The sequence below is a fragment of the Reyranella sp. CPCC 100927 genome, from assembly GCF_007859315.1.
Taxonomy (GTDB): domain Bacteria; phylum Pseudomonadota; class Alphaproteobacteria; order Reyranellales; family Reyranellaceae; genus Vineibacter.
Genome location: NZ_VOHA01000005.1, coordinates 297,431 through 314,919 on the forward strand (window position 1 = coordinate 297,431; position 17,489 = coordinate 314,919).

Here is a 17,489-nt window from a genome sequence, read left to right on the forward strand (position 1 = left end):
CTGCGTTTATAAACCTCTACTGGTCACAAGGCAGCAGAGTCGACAGGAATTTGCACTCGATTCCCATGATATGGAACGAAATCGCCTTCGATTGACATTCATTCAGCTTCGAATGTAGCGTCGCGATGCATCCCAATCGTGGCGTGAGATTTTCATCTCAATTCAGCCTGAACGTGCGTTCCAACGGCACTCCTGGGAGGAAACATCAATGAAGCGACGATCAGTGGTCATGCTCGGCCTTGCCGCAGCAGCGACGGCGAGCCCGCGTCATGTCTTCGCCGTCGGCCTGGACGACGCCCGCAAGTGGATCGACCGCGAATTCCAGCCCTCGACCCTGACCAAGGATCAGCAGCTCAAGGAGATGGAGTGGTTCGTCAACGCCGCCAAGCCGTTCCGCGGCCTGGAGGTGAATGTGCTGTCGGAGACGATCCCGACGCACGAATACGAATCGAAAACGCTCACCAAGGCGTTCGAAGAAATCACCGGCATCAAGGTCAATCACCAGGTTCTGGGTGAAGGCGAGGTCGTCCAGGCCGTGCAGACCCAGATGCAGACCAACCGCAACCTCTATGACGCCTATATCAACGATTCCGACCTGATCGGCACGCACGCGCGATTGCAGAGCGCAGTGAACCTCACCGACTGGATGAAGGGCGACGGCAAGGACGTCACGCTGCCGACGCTGGACGTCGAGGACTTCATCGGCAAGTCGTTCACGACCGGCCCGGACGGCAAGCTGTGGCAGCTGCCCGACCAGCAGTTCGCCAACCTTTACTGGTTCCGTTACGACTGGTTCAAGCGGCCGGAGCTGCGCGCCAAGTTCAAGGAGATCTACAACTACGAACTCGGCGTGCCGGTGAACTGGTCGGCCTACGAGGACATCGCCGAGTTCTTCTCCGTCCACATCAAGACCATCGACGGTACGCGCATCTACGGCCACATGGACTATGGCAAGCGCGCGCCCGATCTTGGCTGGCGCATGACCGACGCCTGGCTGTCGATGGCCGGCGCCAGCTCGAAGGGCCTGCCCAATGGCCGCCCCATCGACGAATGGGGCATCCGCATGGAGGATGGTTCGTGCAATCCGTCCGGCGCCTCGGTGAGCCGCGGCGGCGAGACCAATGGTCCGGCCTCCGTCTATGCGATCCGCAAGTGGGACGAGTGGCTGCGCAAATACGCGCCGCCCGGTGCTGCCGACTACGACTTCTACCAGTCGCTGCCGGCGCTCTCGCAAGGCAACGTGGCCCAGCAGATCTTCTGGTATACAGCGTTCACCGCCGAGATGGTGAAACCCAAGAGCCAGGGCAACAACACGGTCGACGCCGACGGCAAGCCGCTGTGGCGCATGGCGCCGTCGCCCAAGGGTCCCTACTGGGAAGAGGGCATGAAGCTCGGTTACCAGGATTGCGGCTCGTGGACTCTCTTCAAGTCGACGCCGATGCCGCGGCGCAAGGCGGCGTGGCTTTACGCCCAGTTCACGGTGTCCAAGACCGTGTCGCTCAAGAAGAGCCATGTCGGCCTCACGATCATCCGCGACTCCGACATCCGCCACAAGTCGTTCACCGAGCGCGCGCCCAAGCTGGGCGGCCTGGTCGAATTCTATCGCTCGCCCGATCGGGTGCGCTGGACGCCAACCGGCGTCAATGTGCCAGACTACCCGAAACTGGCGCAGCTCTGGTGGCAGAATATCGGTGACGTCAACTCCGGCGCCTTCACGCCACAGCAGGCCATGGACCGGCTTGCCAAGGAGATGGACGACGTGATGGCCCGCATGGAGGAGGCCGACAAGAAGGCCAAGGTCTATGGCGGCTGCGGTCCGCGGCTGAATGCCGAAAAGGATCCGAAGGAGTGGTTGGGCAAGCCCAACGGGCCCAAGGCCAAGCTCGACAATGAGAAGCCGCCGGGCCAGACCGTCGACTACGATGAGCTCGTGAAACGCTGGACGTGAGCACACGCCCGCAGCGAGGCGCGTGAGGCGATGCCTCTCGAACTGAGAAGCGTCACCAAGCGCGTCGGTGCCCACGCGCATATCCACGATACCAGCGTGCGGCTCGCCGAGGAGGGCTTCAACATCCTCCTCGGCACGACGCTGTCCGGCAAGACGACGCTGATGCAGCTGATGGCGGGCCTGGAGCAGCCGACATCCGGCACGGTGTGGTTCGCCGGCAGAAACGTGACGCGCATCGCCGTGCAGCGGCGCAACGTCGCCATGGTGTACCAGCAGTTCATCAACTACCCGAACTTCACCGTTTTCGAGAACATCGCCTCGCCGCTGCGGGTGGCCCGGGTGCCGGCGCCGGAGATCGACAAGCGGGTTCGGCGCATGGCCGACCTGTTGCGGCTGGGCCCCCTGCTCCAGCGCCGGCCGGCCGAATTGTCGGGCGGTCAGCAGCAGCGCACGGCCCTGGCCCGCGCGCTGGTGCGGGATGCCGACCTGGTCCTGCTGGATGAGCCGCTGGCCAACCTCGACTTCAAGCTTCGGGAGGAACTGCGCGACGAACTGCCGAAGTTGTTCGCCGGACGACGCTGCACGGTCGTCTTCGCGACATCCGAACCGATGGAGGCTTTGCTGCTGGGTGGTCACACCGCGGCGCTTCACCAGGGGCGCATTACCCAGTTTGGGCCGACTGCCGAGGTCTACCGCCGGCCAGTCGACCTGCTGACGGCGCAGGTCTTTTCGAACCCACCGATCAACACGGCGCCTGTCACCAAGCAGGCCGGAAGCATCGTGCTGAGCGACACCGTCCGTTGGCCCGCGCAAGGTCATCAGCAACAGATCCCGGATGGCCCGTATACCATCGGCATCCGGCCGCACCATGTGAGCCCTGTCGCCGGCGGGCACACCGCGGCGCGGATCGACGGCAATGTCCTGGTAGCCGAGATCAGCGGGTCGGAAAGCACGATCCACTTCAGCCACGGCCCCCTGACCTGGGTATCGCAATCGCACGGCGTGCACCCCAGCCAGGTCGGCGACATCGCCCGCTTCCACCTGGATGTCGGGCAGTGCCTGTTCTTCGACGCCGATGGAAGGCGGGTGGCGTGATGGCCAGGATCACGCTGCAGGAGCTGCGCCACAGCTACCTCGCCCATCCCCAGAGCGAGCAGGACTGGGCTTTGAAGCGCCTCGATATCGAGTGGACGGACGGTGGCGCCTACGCCCTGCTCGGGCCGTCCGGCTGCGGCAAGACCACGTTGCTCAACATCATATCGGGGCTGGTGCGCCCGACCGAAGGTCGGGTGCTGTTCGATGATGTCGACCTGACGAATGTTCCCACCGACCGCCGCCACATCGCCCAGGTGTTCCAGTTCCCGGTCGTCTACGACACCATGAGTGTCTACGACAATCTGGCATTCCCCCTGCGCAACCGCCGCGTGCCCGAAGCCGAAGTCAGAGCGACAGTCCTGGAGATCGCCCACATGCTCGATCTTCAGGACATGCTGCGCATGCGCGCGGCAAGACTGACGGCCGACGGTAAACAGAAGATCTCGCTGGGCCGCGGCCTGGTGCGCGCCGACGTCAACGCCATCATGTTCGATGAGCCGCTGACCGTCATCGATCCCCATCTGAAATGGCAGTTGCGCTCCAAGCTCAAGGAGCTGCATCAGCGCATCGCGCGCACGATGATCTACGTCACCCATGACCAGACCGAAGCCCTGACGTTTGCCGACAAGGTCGTCGTCATGCACGACGGAATGGTGGTGCAGATCGGCACGCCCATCGAGCTGTTCGAACGGCCGCGTCATACCTTTGTCGGGCATTTCATCGGCTCGCCCGGGATGAACGTCCTGCCCTGCACCGTCGAGGACGACAAGGCGATGCTGGGCGGTCAACCGGTGGCGGTACAGAACCCGGCGAAAGCCGCACTCGACGGCAGGCGCCTCGAGCTGGGCGTACGACCGGAGTTCGTCGCCTTCGCTGCGGCAGGATTGCCCGTGGCGGTCGTGAAGGTGAGCGACGCCGGCCGCTATCGCATCGTCGAGACCCGGCACGGCACGGATCGCATCAATCTCCTGGTCGATCCCGATGTCGCCGTGCCCGGTGAGGGAGCCCACCTTCGCTTCGATCCGGCGTACACCCGGCTCTACGCCGACGGCTGGCTGGTGGAGTAGGCGCCATGGACGCCAAGACGGAAAACCAACGCGGCTGGCTGTACGTTCTGCCTGTCGTCGTACTGGTCGCCTGCAACGCCGTCATTCCGCTGATGGCGGTCGTCAACTACTCGGTCCAGGAAACCTTCGGCAACAACGTCTTCTTTTTCGAAGGCGTGAAGTGGTTCCAGCAGGTCCTGCATTCGGAACGCTTCCACGCCGCTCTGCTGCGCCAGTTGGCCTTCACCGGCATCATCCTCGTGATCGAAGTGCCGCTGGGCGTGGCCATTGCGCTCGCCATGCCGCGCCGCGGGCCCTGGGTGTCGGTCTGCCTGGTGTTGATGGCGCTGCCCCTGCTCATCCCGTGGAATGTGGTCGGCGCGATGTGGAACATCTTCGCCCTGCCCGACATCGGCATGCTGGGCCGCCTGCTCAACGGCCTGGGGCTGAACTACAACTATACGCAGCAGCCGTTCTCGGCCTGGGCGACCTTGATCGCCATGGATGTCTGGCATTGGACGTCGCTGGTCGTGCTGCTGGCCTATGCCGGTCTCAGCTCGATCCCGGACGCCTATTACCAGGCTGCCAAGATCGACGGCGCCTCGTCGTGGGCGGTGTTCCGCTACATCCAGCTGCCCAAGATGAAGCGCGTGCTGACCATCGCGGTGCTGCTGCGGTTCATGGACAGCTTCAACATCTATACCGAGCCGTTCGTGCTCACCGGTGGCGGGCCGGGTAACTCCACCACCTTGCTGTCGATCGACCTCGTGAAGATCGCGCTGGGCCAGTTCGATCTTGGTCCCGCGGCGGCGATGTCGATCATCTACTTCCTGATCATCCTGGCATTGTCGTGGATCTTCTACACGGTGATGACGCGCGGCGAGGGCCAGTCATGAGACGCGCACTGCCGACCCTCTACATCCTGTTCCTGATGCTGCCGATCTACTGGCTGGTCACCATGTCGTTCAAGCCGACCACCGAGATCCTCGGCTCGTTCACGCTGTGGCCGCAGGCCTTCACCCTGGAAAACTACGCCAAGATCTTCACGGACCCGACCTGGTACAACGGCTACGTCAACTCGCTGATCTACGTCGTCATCAACACCGTCATATCGGTCGTGGTCGCCCTGCCGGCCGCCTATGCCTTCTCGCGCTACCGATTCCTGGGCGACAAGCATCTCTTCTTCTGGCTGCTGACCAACCGCATGGCGCCCGCCGCCGTCTTCGCGCTGCCGTTCTTCGAGCTCTACTCCGCGGTCGGTCTGTTCGACACCCACATCGCCGTGGCGCTGGCACATTGCCTGTTCAACATCCCGCTGGCCGTCTGGATCCTGGAGGGCTTCATGTCGAGCGTACCCAAGCAGCTCGACGAGACGGCCTACCTCGACGGCTACAGCTTCTGGCGTTTCTTCCTGCGGATCTTCGTGCCGACCATCGCCGCCGGCATCGGCGTGGCGGCCTTCTTCTGCTTCATGTTCTCCTGGGTCGAGCTGCTGCTGGCCAAGACGCTGACATCCGTCGCCGCCAAGCCGATCGCCGCAACCATGACCCGCACCGCCAGCAGCTCCGGCTACGAACTGGGGCTGCTGGCCGCCGCCGGGACGCTGACCTTCATCCCCGGTGCGGTCGTCATCTATTTCGTGCGCAACTACATCGCCAAAGGCTTCGCGCTCGGCCGGGTTTGACCGGCGAGCGTGACAGCCCCTCGCGGAGGCGGCCGATGGACTGGTTGGACAACGTCTGGACGACAGTGGCCGCCTTCTTCGCCTGGATCCCGTGGACCTGGCAGACCGCGTCGTTCTTCACGTTCATCGCCTGCCTGCTGATCGGCATGACGCTGTGGGAGTTGCGTTCGCCCGGCGGCGCGCCGCGGCGCGGCGTGCTGGCGCTCGACACCACCCGTGGCGATCGTCTTTTCATCTCGCTGCTGGGTAGCGCCTTCATCCACCTCGCATGGCTTGGCTTCTTTGGCACACCATTGTGGGGCGCCGTCATTCTGTCGATCGTATTTGCACTCGCCGTCTTCCGCTGGCTATAGAAGCGGCGCTGACGTTCCCCCTCTTGCCCCGCGTCGTCATGGGGCCCCACGATCGTGATGAATGCGTCCCCCCGCACCGCGACGGACTGGTCGCTGGCCTGGTTGCTGGTGATCACCGGTTTTGCCGTCGCCAGCCAGATCGGCAAGGTACCGCCGGCCCTGCCCGCGATCCGCGCCGAGCTGGGGATCGATCTGCGGGCTGCCGGCTGGTTCCTGTCGCTGGTCAACCTGATGTCGGCGCTGATCGGTGTCCTGGTGGCGCTGACGGCCGAGCGCATCGGACACCGGCGGCTCACGATCATGGGCCTGTTGGCCGGCGGTGCCGCCAGCGCCGTTGGAGCACTCACCGCGTCGGCAACGCTGCTGTTCGCCGCCCGTGTGGTCGAAGGGCTGAGCCTGCTGGCTGTCGCGGTCTCGGTGCCGGCGATGATGCTGCGCGTGAGTGTGCCCGGCGACACGCACAGGGTGATGGCACTGTGGGGTATCTACCTGCCCGGTGGGGCCGGTCTCATGGCCTTGGCCTGCGCCTTCCTGTTGCCGACAGTCGGCTGGCGCGGCGCCTGGTGGACGACGGCTACGGTCCTGATCCTGATGACATTGGCGGTGTTGCGCTCGTCGGTCGGCCGGGGCGGCAATGCGCCCCCGCGCGTCGCGGGCGGATCGCTGGGCCGCGATGTGGTCGATGCGGCCACGTCGCCGGGCGCACTGGCGATCGGCGCCTGCTTCGGATTCTACGCCTCGAGCTGGCTGGCACTGGTCGGCTTCCTGCCCACCCTGCAGGTCGAGCAGCTTGGCCTTGATCCAGCCGTGGCGGCGGCCACCACGGCCGGCGTGATCACGGTCAATGTCCTGGGCTCGGTGGCAGCCGGCTGGCTATTGGGCCGGGGCTGGCGGCGCATCACGATCCTGGTCATGACCTCGCTGATCATGATGCTGACCGCCGCCGGGGTGTTCCTGGAATGGCTGCCGCCCCTGCTGCGTCTTCTCACCGCCTTCATCTTCTCGGCGATCTCCAGCGCCATCCCGGGTGCGCTGTTCGCGGCCGTGCCGCTGCATGCGCCGCGCCCCTCGCTGGTCGGCGCCACCATGGGCGTTCTCATGCAAGGCTCCAACGCCGGCCTGCTGATCGGGCCGCCGATCGTGGCGGCCCTGGTGTCGGCCGGTGGCTGGTCGTGGGCGCTGTTCTATGTCATCCCGGCGCTTGCCTGCAGCGCGCTGGCGGCCTGGCTCCTGCATCGGGCTGAACGGCGACTCCCCGGTCGGTCGGCGTCCTAGTCGAGCGCCTTGCGCAAGAGGTGCGAGGTCGCGGCCATGTGATAGCCGAGCGCGGCATAGAAGGCATGCGCGTCGGCACGCTTGATGTGCGATGTGAGCGCCACCGACCGAAAGCCGTGATCGCGCGCCCACCTCTCGGCTGCCGCCATCATCGCCTTGCCGGCACCACCCTGACGGTCACGCGCATCGACCACCAGCGCCTGAACGATCACCTCCGGCGGCTTCTCCAGGGCGGGGCGCGCGTAGAGGTGCAGCAGAGCGATCACCTGTCCCGCACGATCGCCGACAAGCACGGCATGACCGGCCGCGTCGAGAACGGCCGCCAGGCGCGCCCGCACGTCATCGGGTTCCAGGTCGTAGCCCAACTGCGTCAGCAGGCCTCGGATCGCGGACAGATCGTCCGTGTCGGCGGGCCGCACGACAAACGCGTGACGGTCGTCGGGAGCCTGCATCTTTTTTCAGTCCTGCGACAGCTTGGCGGGGGTGACAGTGCCGTCCGACGGGCGTAGCCTTCCAGCCATGCTCGTCGATATTGTTTCCGACACCATCTGCCCATGGTGTTACATCGGCAAGCGGCGGTTCGAAAAGGCCGTCGCCGACAGCGGTCGCAGCGACATCATGGTCGCGTGGCGTCCGTTCCAGCTCAATCCCGATATGCCGGCCGCCGGCATGTCGCGACAGGACTATCTGCGCGCCAAGTTCGGCGGCGGCGACCGGCCGCGCCAGATCTACCGCGCCATCACCGAAAGCGGCCGCGAGGAAGGGATCGAGTTCCAGTTCGACCGTATGGAGCGCACGCCCAATACGGTGAATTCGCATCGCCTGATCCACTGGTCCGGCCCCAAGGGCTTTCAGGATCACGTGGTCGACTCGCTGTTTCGCGGCTACTTCGAGGAGGGCCGTGATCTGGGCGACCTCGACGTGCTGCAGGACTGCGCCGTCCGCGCCGGCATGGATGCCGCGGAGGTCAGCGCCTTCCTGACAGGCGATGAACTGCGCAACGACATCGTGCAGGCCGACATGTATGCGCGCCGACTGGGAATCAACGGCGTGCCCTGCTTCATCGTCAATCGCAAGTACGCCATCTCCGGCGCCCAGCCGCCGGCCGCCTTCATCGAGGTGTTCAATCTCGTCGCGCGCGAAGAGCAGCAGGCCGCGGCGCAGAGCGAGGCCGAGCCGGTCACGTAAGTCAGTCAACTGCTGGAGAGGAAGCCATGTCGTTTCGCGCCGTGTCGGTCGCTGGGATAGTCGTGTCGTCCATCGTGCTCGTAGCGAGCGCTGCGCTTGCGCAGGATGCGGCGGAAGGCGAGAAAGTATTCCGCCGCCAATGCTTCATCTGCCACACCGTCGACAAAGGCGGCCCCACCAAGCAGGGGCCCAACCTGTTCGGCCTCATCGGTCGCAAGACAGGCTCGGTCGAGGGCTTCCGCTATACGAACGCCAACAAGAGCGCCGACATCACCTGGACGCCCGAGACGCTCGATCCTTACCTCACCAATCCGCGCAAGGTGATCCCCGGTACCAACATGGCGTTCGCCGGCCTGTCCAAGGAAGACGATCGCAAGAACCTCATCGCCTATCTGCAGACGCTGAAGTAGGTCCCCGCGCCGCCTGGTCTCAGTCGGGCAAACGAGGGGTTCGGAGGCCGGCGGTCTCGCCACCATCCACGGTGATGACGGCGCCATTCACGTAGGACGATTGCGCTGACAGCAGCCATGCCGCCGCATCGGCGACCTCCGCCGCGGTGCCGAAGCGGCCGGCCGGGATCCGTAGCTCCAGCTGGCGCCGCAGCAGCGTGTTCGCCTTGGTCCGCGCCATCATGCGGGTGTCGATCTGCCCGGGGCAGAGGACATTGAAGCGCACGTCCTCGCCGAACTCCAGCGCCAGTGCCTGGGTCAGGCCGATGACCGCTGCCTTGGAGGCACAGTAGATCGCAAGCCCCTCCTCCCCGCCCTTGCCGGCGACGGATGCGACATTCACCACAGCACCGCGAGCGGCGCGCAACCCGGCCAACGCATAGCGGCAGAACAGGAAGACGCTGCGGGCGTTCACGTCCATGATGTCGTCCCAGTCGGCCAGAGCGGCATCGCTGAAGGCCACCCGGCGCCCCATGCCGGCATTATTGACCAGGCCAGCAATGTGCCCTTGCCCCAACGCCAGCGCCGCCTCGACCACGCGCCGGCAGTCATCGTCGTTGCCGACGTCGCCGGGAACGAACGTCGAGCCATTGACCTCGGCCTGCAGCGCCTCACCCGCCGCCTTGTCGCGGCCGGTGAACACGACCTGTCGGCCATCCGCCGCCAGCCGCTCGACGCAAGCCCGACCGATACCGTGCGTACCACCCGTTACGATAACCACCATGGAAGCCCTCGTGAGGAACATGTCTTCCCCAATGTAACGAGGATCTTCCATGGGAGGAGACATTCTTTCCCTGACGTCCATCGCTGCTCGCGATAGCGGCAGGACTGTCAATCTGCCAGTGGCCTCACCGCATCCGGACAGCGCGGATCTGGCTGATACCGTGGTCGAGCGACCATCGACCGGGACCACCGCCGATGATGGCGAGCGCCATGGCCGCCCACGTCAAGTGGACCGGCCAACCATCGGGCACGGTCAGTTCAACAATCACCGTCATCATCAACAGGCCCGCGGCGGCGAACCGCGTCCCCAGCCCCAATACCAGCAGGACCGGCAGGACGATTTCACCACATGCGGCCAGAAATGCCGTGACGGTCGGCGCCGGGAACGGATACGGGCCACCGGGCAGGTGCAGCATGAATTCCTCGGAGAACAGCGCAACCGCCGTATCGTTCAACTGCAGGAAGCCGTCCCATTTGAGAATGCCTGATCGCCAGAACGGCACCGCCAGTGCGCAGCGCAACACGAACTGCATCAGCGATAGCGGCACGGCCTGCCGGACGAGCGTGATCGCATCAACCCGCATCGTTCATTCTCCACATCGTAGTGCCGCAAACGCGCCTGCCTCGATCATGTCTGTGATGCAGGCAGCAATTTGGATGGAAGGCTCGACCTCGCACGCGGTTGCGGCTGCAACCCCCAGCGACTCACCCGAGATGAGCGACGCCAGGAATACAGCCCCGCCCGGTGGCAATCGCCGCACGACGACCTCGTCCTGCGGCCGCGTGATCAGCGCGTCTTCTGGTTCGACGATCTCGATCGGGCCGACAGGCGAATCGCCCCGGTTCATGGCAAAGATCGCAATCGCCGGATAAGGCGAGCGAACGATCCTGGTGGATGGGTGTGGCACGAAGACGAGATCAGCGAGGCAGTTGACCGGCACTGCTGCCAACGCTTCCGGCTTCAACGGTGCCGCATCCGCTGTGTGGTAAGCATCGAGCCACGCCCGCTCGATGCGCGCGATGTCAGCAAGCCACGGCATGGATTGCGCATGTTCGTACTTCTCGATGAAGGCCGGAAAATCATGACCATACTCGAAGAGTAAAGGGGACGTCGGCGGTGTAGAGCGGATGTGGAAGCGTGCCATGGCGCGAAAGAATTCGCCGCCCGTGATGCGCTGGACCGCAGGATAGATCGCGGCAAGGGCCTCGATGAGGCTGACCGTGACGTTGTTGCGATACACGCCGTACCGCTTCTGTGCCGCCTTGCCGCTCGGACCGGTCACGCGCATCGGCGCGCTGCGGGCAGGATCAAGCAGCGCCGCAGCAAATGCTGTCGCGTAGGACAACGGCTGGCCGTCATCGACCAAGGCGTGTTCAGGCGCAGACATTTGCTGGCCGATCTCGATCGAGAACCGCTTGGGCCGCCATCGCTTCCGCCTTCAGCACAGGCCAGTCCGGAACGTTACCGTCCCATTCCACGAGTGTCGGGATCGGCCCGCAGCGCGCGATGACCATCCCGAACAACGCCCAGACGGCGTCCGCGACCGGTCCGTCATGGCTGTCGATCAGCAGGCGGTCGCCCTCATCATCGGTCTGCTCCACGTGCCCCGCGAGATGGATTTCCTCGACCGCGCCCAGCGGGAAGGTCGCCAGGTACTGCAGTGGGCAATAGCCATGGTTGATGGCGGAGACGTAGACATTGTTGACGTCGAGCAGCAACCCGCAGCCCGTGCGGCGCGCGACGGCGCGGACGAAGTCCGTCTCGCTCATCGTCGAGTCACGAAAAAGGACATATGTTGCCGGGTTCTCGAGCAGCATCGGACACCGGATCGCATCCTGCACCTGCGCGATGTGCTCGCAGACACGCGCCAGGGTCGCGTCCGTGTAAGGCAACGGCAGCAGGTCGTTGAAATACGTCGTTCCATGGCTGGACCAGGCAAGATGTTCGGACACCAGGACCGGATCGTAGCGCTCGACCAGCGCCCGCAGCCGGGCGACATGCGCACTGTCCAGCGGCTGCGGCCCACCGATTGACAAGGAAACGCCATGGATCGACACGGGCGCCTCACGGCGAAGCCGGCCAAGCGCCCGATGCGGCGGGCCGCCCGCGCCCATGTAATTCTCCGCATGGACCTCGAAGAAGCTACCTTGCGGCGCGTCCGACAGGATCGCCTCCAGGTGTTGGTGCTTGAAACTCGTACCCGCGCGTCCGGCGATCGGCTGTGCCGGAGAGCGAAGCGCGCGGGCGGCAGGTGAGGTCGATGCGTCGATCACACTGCTCATCCGCTCTCTCCGCTCCCCGGTCGCCATCGCCTACTTGGTCATGTCGCGCTTCAGCGGCATGGTCGATCCGTGTCGGCCACCCGGGAGTTCCAGCGTCTCGCACGTACCGCCGCGTACGAACTTCCAGGCATTGCCCTGGTAGTCGACGGTCGACGTGCCCTGGCAGGTCGTGCCGGGACCGGCCGCGCAATCGTTCTGCCCTTTCAGCGCGACGCCGTAGCACTTCGTCTTGCCGGCCGCGACCGCCGCATCGCCCTCGGCCTTGGATAGCGGCGCTGCCGCCGCCAACGAGGCGAGCGCCGCCGTCACGGCGCCGGCGAGCACGATCGAACTCACAGCATTTTTTGCAGACATGTCATATTCTCCCGGTGGCTTCGTCAGCGTCCCGATCGGGTCGCGTCTGGTGTTCGAAGGTCCGGGGCGTTTGTTACGGATTTCTCTCTTCACTCGTCCGTGATCAGGACGCTACCTTTCATGGAGGCTCAAACCGACGCACGAGGCCCAATCGCGGCGGTCCGACTGTAACGAAATCAAGCGCAGCACCGTATGAAGGGGACAGGTGTGGACAATCGGGTCCGGGGAGAAGAGTGGACAACGCTAATGCGTGCTGCGCTTGCGGGCGATGCTGACGCCTACCGGCAGTTTCTGATCTCCGTCACGCCCTACGTGCGCGCGGTGGCGCGCCATCGGTGCCGAATCATGGGTGCCCCCGACAGCGAAGCCGAGGACGTCGTTCAGGAAGTTCTCCTTGCCGTCCACCTCAAGCGCGACACCTGGGATCAGTCGCGGCCCATCGGGCCTTGGATTGTCGCGATTGTTCGCAACAAGCTCATCGATGCGCTGCGCCGGCGCCCGCGACAGGCCAGCATTCCAATCGACGATGTCATGGACACGCTGGCGCAGGGCGAGCCTGAGACAGACCTGTCGGCGCACGAAATCGACGTCCTCGTGGGACAACTGAAGACCCAACAGCAGGCCATCGTGCGATCCATATCGATCAACGGCGCCAGCGTCCGCCAGACCGCGGACCGGTTCCACATGAGCGAAGGTGCGGTACGTGTCGCCCTGCATCGGGCCTTGAAGACGCTGGCCGATCTCTATCGAAAGCGCACACTGTGAAGACTCACGATCTCATCGAGCTGCTCGCGCAAGACGCGCCGCCGCGCAAGGACTTCGGGGCAGTCTTCGCGACTGCCGTCGCCCTCGCGGTCATCGCCGCAGGCGCGGTCTTTTTCGCCGGCATCGGATTTCGGCCCGACATCGCCCAAGCTGCTGAGACGGTGCGGTTCCTGTTCAAGTTCGTCGTGACGGTGTCGCTTGCCGTGAGCGCAACGGTGGCCGTTCTCCGCCTCAGCCGCCCCGGTGTTGCGATGGGCGGCTGGAGTGTTGCGCTGGCGGCCGTCCCGGTATTGCTGGGCGGCGCCGTCGTCGCCGAATTGTTCGCCGTGCCCCGGGACGGGTGGATGACGCAGCTTGTCGGGCAGAACATGCGGTTCTGCCTGACGCTGATTCCGTTGATGGCGATCGGACCCCTCGCCTGCCTGATCGTCGCCTTGCGCCGGGGCGCGCCGGCCCGGCCGGGCCTCGCCGGGGCGCTTGCCGGTTTGGCCGCCGGCGGCATTGCCGCGACGTTCTACGCCTCGAATTGCACCGACGACAGCCCGCTGTTCGTTGCCGCCTGGTATCCCTTGGCGATCCTGGCAGTCACAGCCGTCGGTTTCATCTCAGGCCGCCTGTTCCTGAGGTGGTAATCAGCATGGCTTCCCGCCGGGAAGCCTATGCTGCAAGCTTGGCCAACTCGCCGACGATGGTCTTCACACCCGCCAGGCGTTTGCGGTCGTCCTCCCAGGCACGCAGCAGCACCAGCTTCTGGTCGGGCCTGACCTTCACCACGGGTGCGCGGCGCTGGATGTAGTCGATCAGGCGGTCGGGCCGGGCGAACTTGTTGTCGCGCAGCGCAAAGACAATGCCCTTGGGGCCGGCGTCGATCTTCTCGACCCCTGCCGAGCGGCACAACAGCTTGAGTTCGACGGTGCGCAGCAGGTTCTCGACTTCGGCCGGAATCGGGCCGAAGCGGTCGACCAGTTCGGCCGCCAGAGAATCGATCTCGGCGCTGTCGCGGATATTGCCGATCCGCCGGTACGCCGCCAGTCGCACGCCGAGATCGGCGACATACTCTTCGGGGATCAGCACCGGCAGGCCGAGGTTGATCTGCGGCGACCAGTCGGCAGCCTGTCGCGCGGCCTCGCGGGCCTGACCACGCGCGGCTTCCACCGCCTCCTCCAGCAGCTGCTGGTAGAGCTCGATGCCGACCTCGCGAATGTGGCCGGACTGCTCGTCGCCCAGCAGGTTGCCGGCGCCACGGATGTCGAGGTCGTGGCTGGCGAGCTGGAAGCCGGCGCCCAGGGTATCGAGCGTCTGCATCACCTCCAGCCGCTTCGATGCCGCCTCGTTCAGGGCCCGGTTGGGCGGCACCGTGAGATAGCAATAGGCGCGCACCTTGGCGCGCCCGACGCGGCCGCGCAGCTGGTAAAGCTGCGCCAGGCCGAACATGTCGGCACGGTGGATGATCAGCGTGTTGGCGTTGCGGATATCAAGCCCGCTCTCGACGATGTTGGTCGACAACAGCATGTCGTACTTGCCGTCGACGAAGGCCTGCATCGTATCTTCAAGAGTCGCCGGCGCCAGGCGCCCGTGCGCCATGGCGAATTTGATCTCCGGCACCAGCTCGCGCAGATTGGCGGCCACGCCGTCGAGATCCTCGATGCGCGGGCAGACATAGAAACTCTGGCCGCCGCGATACTGCTCGCGCAACAGCGCCTCGCGGATCGCCACCGGATCGACCTCGGTCACGAAAGTGCGCACCGCCAGGCGGTCAACCGGCGGCGTCGCGATCAGGCTCATATCGCGTACACCGGTCAGCGCCAGCTGCAAGGTGCGCGGAATCGGCGTGGCGGTCAGCGTCAGCACATGCACGTCGGCGCGCAGCTCCTTGAGCCGTTCCTTGTGCGCAACGCCGAAGTGCTGCTCCTCGTCGACGATCAAGAGGCCGAGATCGGTGAACTCGATGCTCTTGCCCAACAGCGCGTGCGTACCGACCACGATGTCGATAGTACCGGCTTTCAGCGCCTTCTTGGTTTCGGCGGCCTCCTTGGCCGGCACCAGGCGCGACAAACGCCCGATGCGCACCGGCAGGCCGGCAAAGCGCTCCACGAATGTGCGATGGTGCTGGCGCGCCAGAAGCGTGGTCGGTACCACGACCGCCACCTGCTTGCCGGTCATGGCGGCGACGAACGCAGCGCGCAAGGCCACCTCGGTCTTGCCGAAGCCGACATCGCCGCACACCAGCCGATCCATCGGCTTGCCGGACGCGAGGTCCTCCAGCACGTCGGTGATGGCGCCGAGCTGGTCGTCGGTCTCGTCGTAGGGGAAGCGGGCGCAGAACTCGTCGAACAGGCCGTCCGGCGGCGTCATCAGGTCGCCACGCTTGAGCGCCCGCTCGGCCGCGATCTTGATCAGCTTGTCCGCCATGTCGCGGATGCGCTGCTTCAGGCGCGCCGAGCGAGTCTGCCAGCCGGCACCGCCCAGGCGATCCAGCGCCACCGGCCCCTCGGACGCACCATAGCGGCTCAGCACGTCGATGTTCTCGACCGGCACGAACAGCTTGTCGCCGCCGTCATAGACCAGCCGCAGGCAATCGTGTTTGGCGCCACCGACCTCGAGCGCCACCAGACCCTCGTAACGGCCGATACCGTGCTCGCGGTGCACGATCAGATCGCCGTCGGCCAATGCCGACGCCTCGGCGATGAAACGCTCCGACGGACGGCGCTTGGGCTTGGGCCGGGTCAGCCGGTCGCCGAGAATATCCTCCTCGCCGATGACCTCGAGATCGCCCAGCACGAAGCCGTTCTCGACCGGCAGCACTGCCATGCCGACGGCACCGGCCGGCAGGGCTTGCGCCGTGCGGAAGTCGGGTATCGCCGTCGGTGCCGCAACGCCGTGATCGCGCAACAATGTCCGCAGGCGCTCGACCGAGCCCTCGCTGAAACCCGCCACCACGACACGGCGCCGGGCCGCGTGCGCGTCGGCGATGTGCTTGCCGACGGTGTCGAACAGGTTGACGTTCTGGGCCTTGCGCGCCGCCGCGAAGCCTTCGTGGCGCCGGCCCGCAAGATCGATGGTCTTCCCCTCCCCGTCCGCCTGGGTCGCATCGAAGCTCGACAATTCAACCGTCGTACGATCGGCGAGCCGCTGGCGCCATTCCTTGACGTCCAGGTAGAGCCGCGCCGGCGGCACCGGCCGATAGTCGGCAGCGCCGGCGAACCCGCCCTTCGCGCCCTTGGCGTCCATCGACTGGCGCGCCTGGTAATAGTCGTTGATCAGCTCCAGGCGCGCATCACGCGCCTCGTCGGCTTGCTGGTCGAGGCTCACCAGCGCATCGGGCATGTAGTCGAAGAAGGTGTCGAGCCCATCGTGGAACAACGGCAGCCAATGTTCCATGCCGGCGTGTCGCTGGCCCGCCGATACGGCTTCATAAAGCGTGTCGTGGCCCGCCACGTTGCCGAAAAGCTCGCGATAGCCGGCGCGGAAGCGTTCGATCGACTGCGGCGTCAGCACGATCTCGCTTACCGGCTTCAGCACGATCCCGTCGCGTGTGCCGGTCGAGCGCTGTGACATCGGATCGAAGATGCGGATCGCCTCCAGCGTATCGCCGAACAGGTCCAGCCGCAAAGGCTCGCCGGCGCCGGGCGGAAACAGGTCGACCAGGCCACCGCGCACGGCATATTCACCCGGTTCCATCACCGTCTCGCCGCGACCGTAGCCGTTGTCGGCCAGGAAGCGCTGCAGAGCGTCGAGATCAATGGCGGCCCCGACTTTCAGCATGAAGCCGATGTCGGCATAGCCCTTGCGCCGCGGCACGCGTTGCAGCAGGGCACCGACGGACGCCAGTACGATACGCGCCGGGGTACCAGCCGGTTTTTCGGTTGCCAACCGCGTCAGCGTATTGAGCCGTTCGCCGACGATATCCGGGTGCGGCGACTGGCGGTCGTAGGGCAGGCAATCCCAGGCGGGGAAGATCAGCACCGTCCGCTCAGGCGCGAAAAAGCGCAGCGCCTCCTCCAGCCGCTCCAGGCGGTGGCCGTCGCGCACGACATGCAGGATGTCCTGTCCGCCCGAACCACGGGCCAGTTCAGCGAGCACCAGCGCATCGGCGCCCTCGGGCGTGCCGTACAGCGTCCAATGCGCGCGCCTGCTGTGGACGCGGGCGATCGTGTCGGCGAGCCTCATGGCCGCGCCTCATATCCCCTCCCCCCTTGTGGGGGAGGGTTAGGGAGGGGGGCCTCCACGCACACCGCCTCGTGTGTGCCCCCCCCACCCGTCGGCGCTGCGCGCCGCCGACCTCCCCCACAAGGGGGGAGGTGGAGAAGGCCGCGGTCAATATTC

18 protein-coding genes are annotated in these 17,489 nt (G+C 65.5%); 11 read left to right on the top strand and 7 right to left on the bottom strand.

Annotated elements, in window-relative coordinates:
* Positions 1–208: 208 nt before the first annotated feature.
* The 7 genes from FQU96_RS16870 to FQU96_RS16900 are packed head-to-tail and all read left to right on the top strand — an operon-like array spanning position 209 to position 7,401.
* Positions 209–1,948: an ABC transporter substrate-binding protein gene (locus FQU96_RS16870; RefSeq protein WP_178130549.1), complete on the top strand. Its 1,740-nt coding sequence runs from the start codon at positions 209–211 to the stop codon at positions 1,946–1,948.
* A gap of 30 nt (positions 1,949–1,978) precedes the next feature.
* Entirely contained in the window at positions 1,979–3,043 is a 1,065-nt protein-coding gene (locus FQU96_RS16875) for an ABC transporter ATP-binding protein (protein WP_146542459.1), read from the top strand.
* Positions 3,043–4,110 (top strand): ABC transporter ATP-binding protein, encoded by a 1,068-nt coding sequence (locus FQU96_RS16880; protein ID WP_146542460.1) that lies wholly within the window; start codon positions 3,043–3,045, stop codon positions 4,108–4,110. Before FQU96_RS16875 ends, FQU96_RS16880 begins: the two co-directional genes overlap by 1 nt.
* Before the next feature lie 5 nt (positions 4,111–4,115).
* On the top strand, positions 4,116–4,985 hold the full coding sequence (locus tag FQU96_RS16885; RefSeq protein WP_146542461.1) for a carbohydrate ABC transporter permease: 870 nt from the start codon (positions 4,116–4,118) through the stop codon (positions 4,983–4,985).
* Positions 4,982–5,773 (top strand): carbohydrate ABC transporter permease, encoded by a 792-nt coding sequence (locus FQU96_RS16890; RefSeq protein WP_146542462.1) that lies wholly within the window; start codon positions 4,982–4,984, stop codon positions 5,771–5,773. The genes FQU96_RS16885 and FQU96_RS16890 overlap by 4 nt, the downstream gene beginning before the upstream one ends.
* 35 nt (positions 5,774–5,808) lie before the next feature.
* Positions 5,809–6,126, top strand: a complete 318-nt coding sequence (locus FQU96_RS16895) for a DUF2160 domain-containing protein (protein ID WP_146542463.1) — start codon at positions 5,809–5,811, stop codon at positions 6,124–6,126.
* Positions 6,127–6,183: 57 nt separating this feature from the next.
* A complete protein-coding gene (locus FQU96_RS16900; protein ID WP_146542464.1) occupies positions 6,184–7,401 on the top strand; it encodes a CynX/NimT family MFS transporter in 1,218 nt (405 codons plus the stop codon).
* On the opposite strand, the gene FQU96_RS16905 is transcribed toward FQU96_RS16900, so the two are convergent.
* On the bottom strand, positions 7,398–7,853 hold the full coding sequence (locus tag FQU96_RS16905) for a GNAT family N-acetyltransferase (RefSeq protein WP_146542465.1): 456 nt from the start codon (positions 7,851–7,853) through the stop codon (positions 7,398–7,400). The genes FQU96_RS16900 and FQU96_RS16905 overlap by 4 nt on opposite strands.
* 67 nt (positions 7,854–7,920) lie before the next feature.
* Here FQU96_RS16905 and FQU96_RS16910 point away from each other — a divergent pair, with 67 nt between their 5' ends.
* Both FQU96_RS16910 and FQU96_RS16915 read left to right on the top strand, forming a co-directional pair.
* Positions 7,921–8,589, top strand: a complete 669-nt coding sequence (locus FQU96_RS16910; RefSeq protein WP_146542466.1) for a DsbA family oxidoreductase — start codon at positions 7,921–7,923, stop codon at positions 8,587–8,589.
* A 26-nt stretch (positions 8,590–8,615) separates the two neighbouring features.
* Positions 8,616–8,999 carry a cytochrome c family protein gene (locus FQU96_RS16915; RefSeq protein ID WP_146542467.1) on the top strand — a complete coding sequence of 128 codons (384 nt, stop codon included), beginning with the start codon at positions 8,616–8,618 and terminating at the stop codon, positions 8,997–8,999.
* A gap of 19 nt (positions 9,000–9,018) precedes the next feature.
* On the opposite strand, the gene FQU96_RS16920 is transcribed toward FQU96_RS16915, so the two are convergent.
* From FQU96_RS16920 to FQU96_RS16940, 5 genes are all read right to left on the bottom strand, one after another.
* Positions 9,019–9,762, bottom strand: coding sequence for an SDR family NAD(P)-dependent oxidoreductase (locus FQU96_RS16920; RefSeq protein ID WP_255468386.1), 744 nt, complete (start codon positions 9,760–9,762; stop codon positions 9,019–9,021).
* Positions 9,763–9,886: 124 nt separating this feature from the next.
* On the bottom strand, positions 9,887–10,345 hold the full coding sequence (locus tag FQU96_RS16925; RefSeq protein ID WP_146542468.1) for a DoxX family protein: 459 nt from the start codon (positions 10,343–10,345) through the stop codon (positions 9,887–9,889).
* A gap of 3 nt (positions 10,346–10,348) precedes the next feature.
* A complete protein-coding gene (locus FQU96_RS16930; RefSeq protein ID WP_255468387.1) occupies positions 10,349–11,128 on the bottom strand; it encodes a DUF2063 domain-containing protein in 780 nt (259 codons plus the stop codon).
* Between the two features lie 7 nt (positions 11,129–11,135).
* A complete protein-coding gene (locus FQU96_RS16935; RefSeq protein WP_146542635.1) occupies positions 11,136–12,044 on the bottom strand; it encodes a DUF692 domain-containing protein in 909 nt (302 codons plus the stop codon).
* 30 nt (positions 12,045–12,074) lie between these two features.
* Positions 12,075–12,398 carry a DUF2282 domain-containing protein gene (locus FQU96_RS16940; protein ID WP_146542470.1) on the bottom strand — a complete coding sequence of 108 codons (324 nt, stop codon included), beginning with the start codon at positions 12,396–12,398 and terminating at the stop codon, positions 12,075–12,077.
* Between the two features lie 246 nt (positions 12,399–12,644).
* Between FQU96_RS16940 and FQU96_RS16945 the strand changes: the two genes are divergently transcribed.
* Both FQU96_RS16945 and FQU96_RS16950 read left to right on the top strand, forming a co-directional pair.
* Positions 12,645–13,163 carry a sigma-70 family RNA polymerase sigma factor gene (locus FQU96_RS16945; protein ID WP_370461374.1) on the top strand — a complete coding sequence of 173 codons (519 nt, stop codon included), beginning with the start codon at positions 12,645–12,647 and terminating at the stop codon, positions 13,161–13,163.
* Positions 13,160–13,795, top strand: a complete 636-nt coding sequence (locus tag FQU96_RS16950; protein WP_146542472.1) for an NrsF family protein — start codon at positions 13,160–13,162, stop codon at positions 13,793–13,795. Before FQU96_RS16945 ends, FQU96_RS16950 begins: the two co-directional genes overlap by 4 nt.
* Before the next feature lie 25 nt (positions 13,796–13,820).
* Here the strand turns inward: FQU96_RS16950 and mfd are convergent, their stop codons facing one another.
* Positions 13,821–17,333 (bottom strand): transcription-repair coupling factor, encoded by a 3,513-nt coding sequence (gene mfd, locus FQU96_RS16955; protein ID WP_146542473.1) that lies wholly within the window; start codon positions 17,331–17,333, stop codon positions 13,821–13,823.
* Between the last annotated feature and the right edge of the window lie 156 nt (positions 17,334–17,489).

Bases quoted from the DNA above. Each gene is read 5' to 3' on its own strand.
- FQU96_RS16870 (WP_178130549.1), top strand. From the start codon at position 209: ATGAAGCGACGATCAGTGGTCATGCTCGGCCTTGCCGCAGCAGCGACG.
- FQU96_RS16875 (WP_146542459.1), top strand. From the start codon at position 1,979: ATGCCTCTCGAACTGAGAAGCGTCACCAAGCGCGTCGGTGCCCACGCG.
- FQU96_RS16880 (WP_146542460.1), top strand. From the start codon at position 3,043: ATGGCCAGGATCACGCTGCAGGAGCTGCGCCACAGCTACCTCGCCCAT.
- FQU96_RS16885 (WP_146542461.1), top strand. From the start codon at position 4,116: ATGGACGCCAAGACGGAAAACCAACGCGGCTGGCTGTACGTTCTGCCT.
- FQU96_RS16890 (WP_146542462.1), top strand. From the start codon at position 4,982: ATGAGACGCGCACTGCCGACCCTCTACATCCTGTTCCTGATGCTGCCG.
- FQU96_RS16895 (WP_146542463.1), top strand. From the start codon at position 5,809: ATGGACTGGTTGGACAACGTCTGGACGACAGTGGCCGCCTTCTTCGCC.
- FQU96_RS16900 (WP_146542464.1), top strand. From the start codon at position 6,184: ATGAATGCGTCCCCCCGCACCGCGACGGACTGGTCGCTGGCCTGGTTG.
- FQU96_RS16905 (WP_146542465.1), bottom strand. From the start codon at position 7,853: ATGCAGGCTCCCGACGACCGTCACGCGTTTGTCGTGCGGCCCGCCGAC.
- FQU96_RS16910 (WP_146542466.1), top strand. From the start codon at position 7,921: ATGCTCGTCGATATTGTTTCCGACACCATCTGCCCATGGTGTTACATC.
- FQU96_RS16915 (WP_146542467.1), top strand. From the start codon at position 8,616: ATGTCGTTTCGCGCCGTGTCGGTCGCTGGGATAGTCGTGTCGTCCATC.
- FQU96_RS16920 (WP_255468386.1), bottom strand. From the start codon at position 9,762: ATGGTGGTTATCGTAACGGGTGGTACGCACGGTATCGGTCGGGCTTGC.
- FQU96_RS16925 (WP_146542468.1), bottom strand. From the start codon at position 10,345: ATGCGGGTTGATGCGATCACGCTCGTCCGGCAGGCCGTGCCGCTATCG.
- FQU96_RS16935 (WP_146542635.1), bottom strand. From the start codon at position 12,044: ATGAGCAGTGTGATCGACGCATCGACCTCACCTGCCGCCCGCGCGCTT.
- FQU96_RS16940 (WP_146542470.1), bottom strand. From the start codon at position 12,398: ATGTCTGCAAAAAATGCTGTGAGTTCGATCGTGCTCGCCGGCGCCGTG.
- FQU96_RS16945 (WP_370461374.1), top strand. From the start codon at position 12,645: ATGCGTGCTGCGCTTGCGGGCGATGCTGACGCCTACCGGCAGTTTCTG.
- mfd (WP_146542473.1), bottom strand. From the start codon at position 17,333: ATGAGGCTCGCCGACACGATCGCCCGCGTCCACAGCAGGCGCGCGCAT.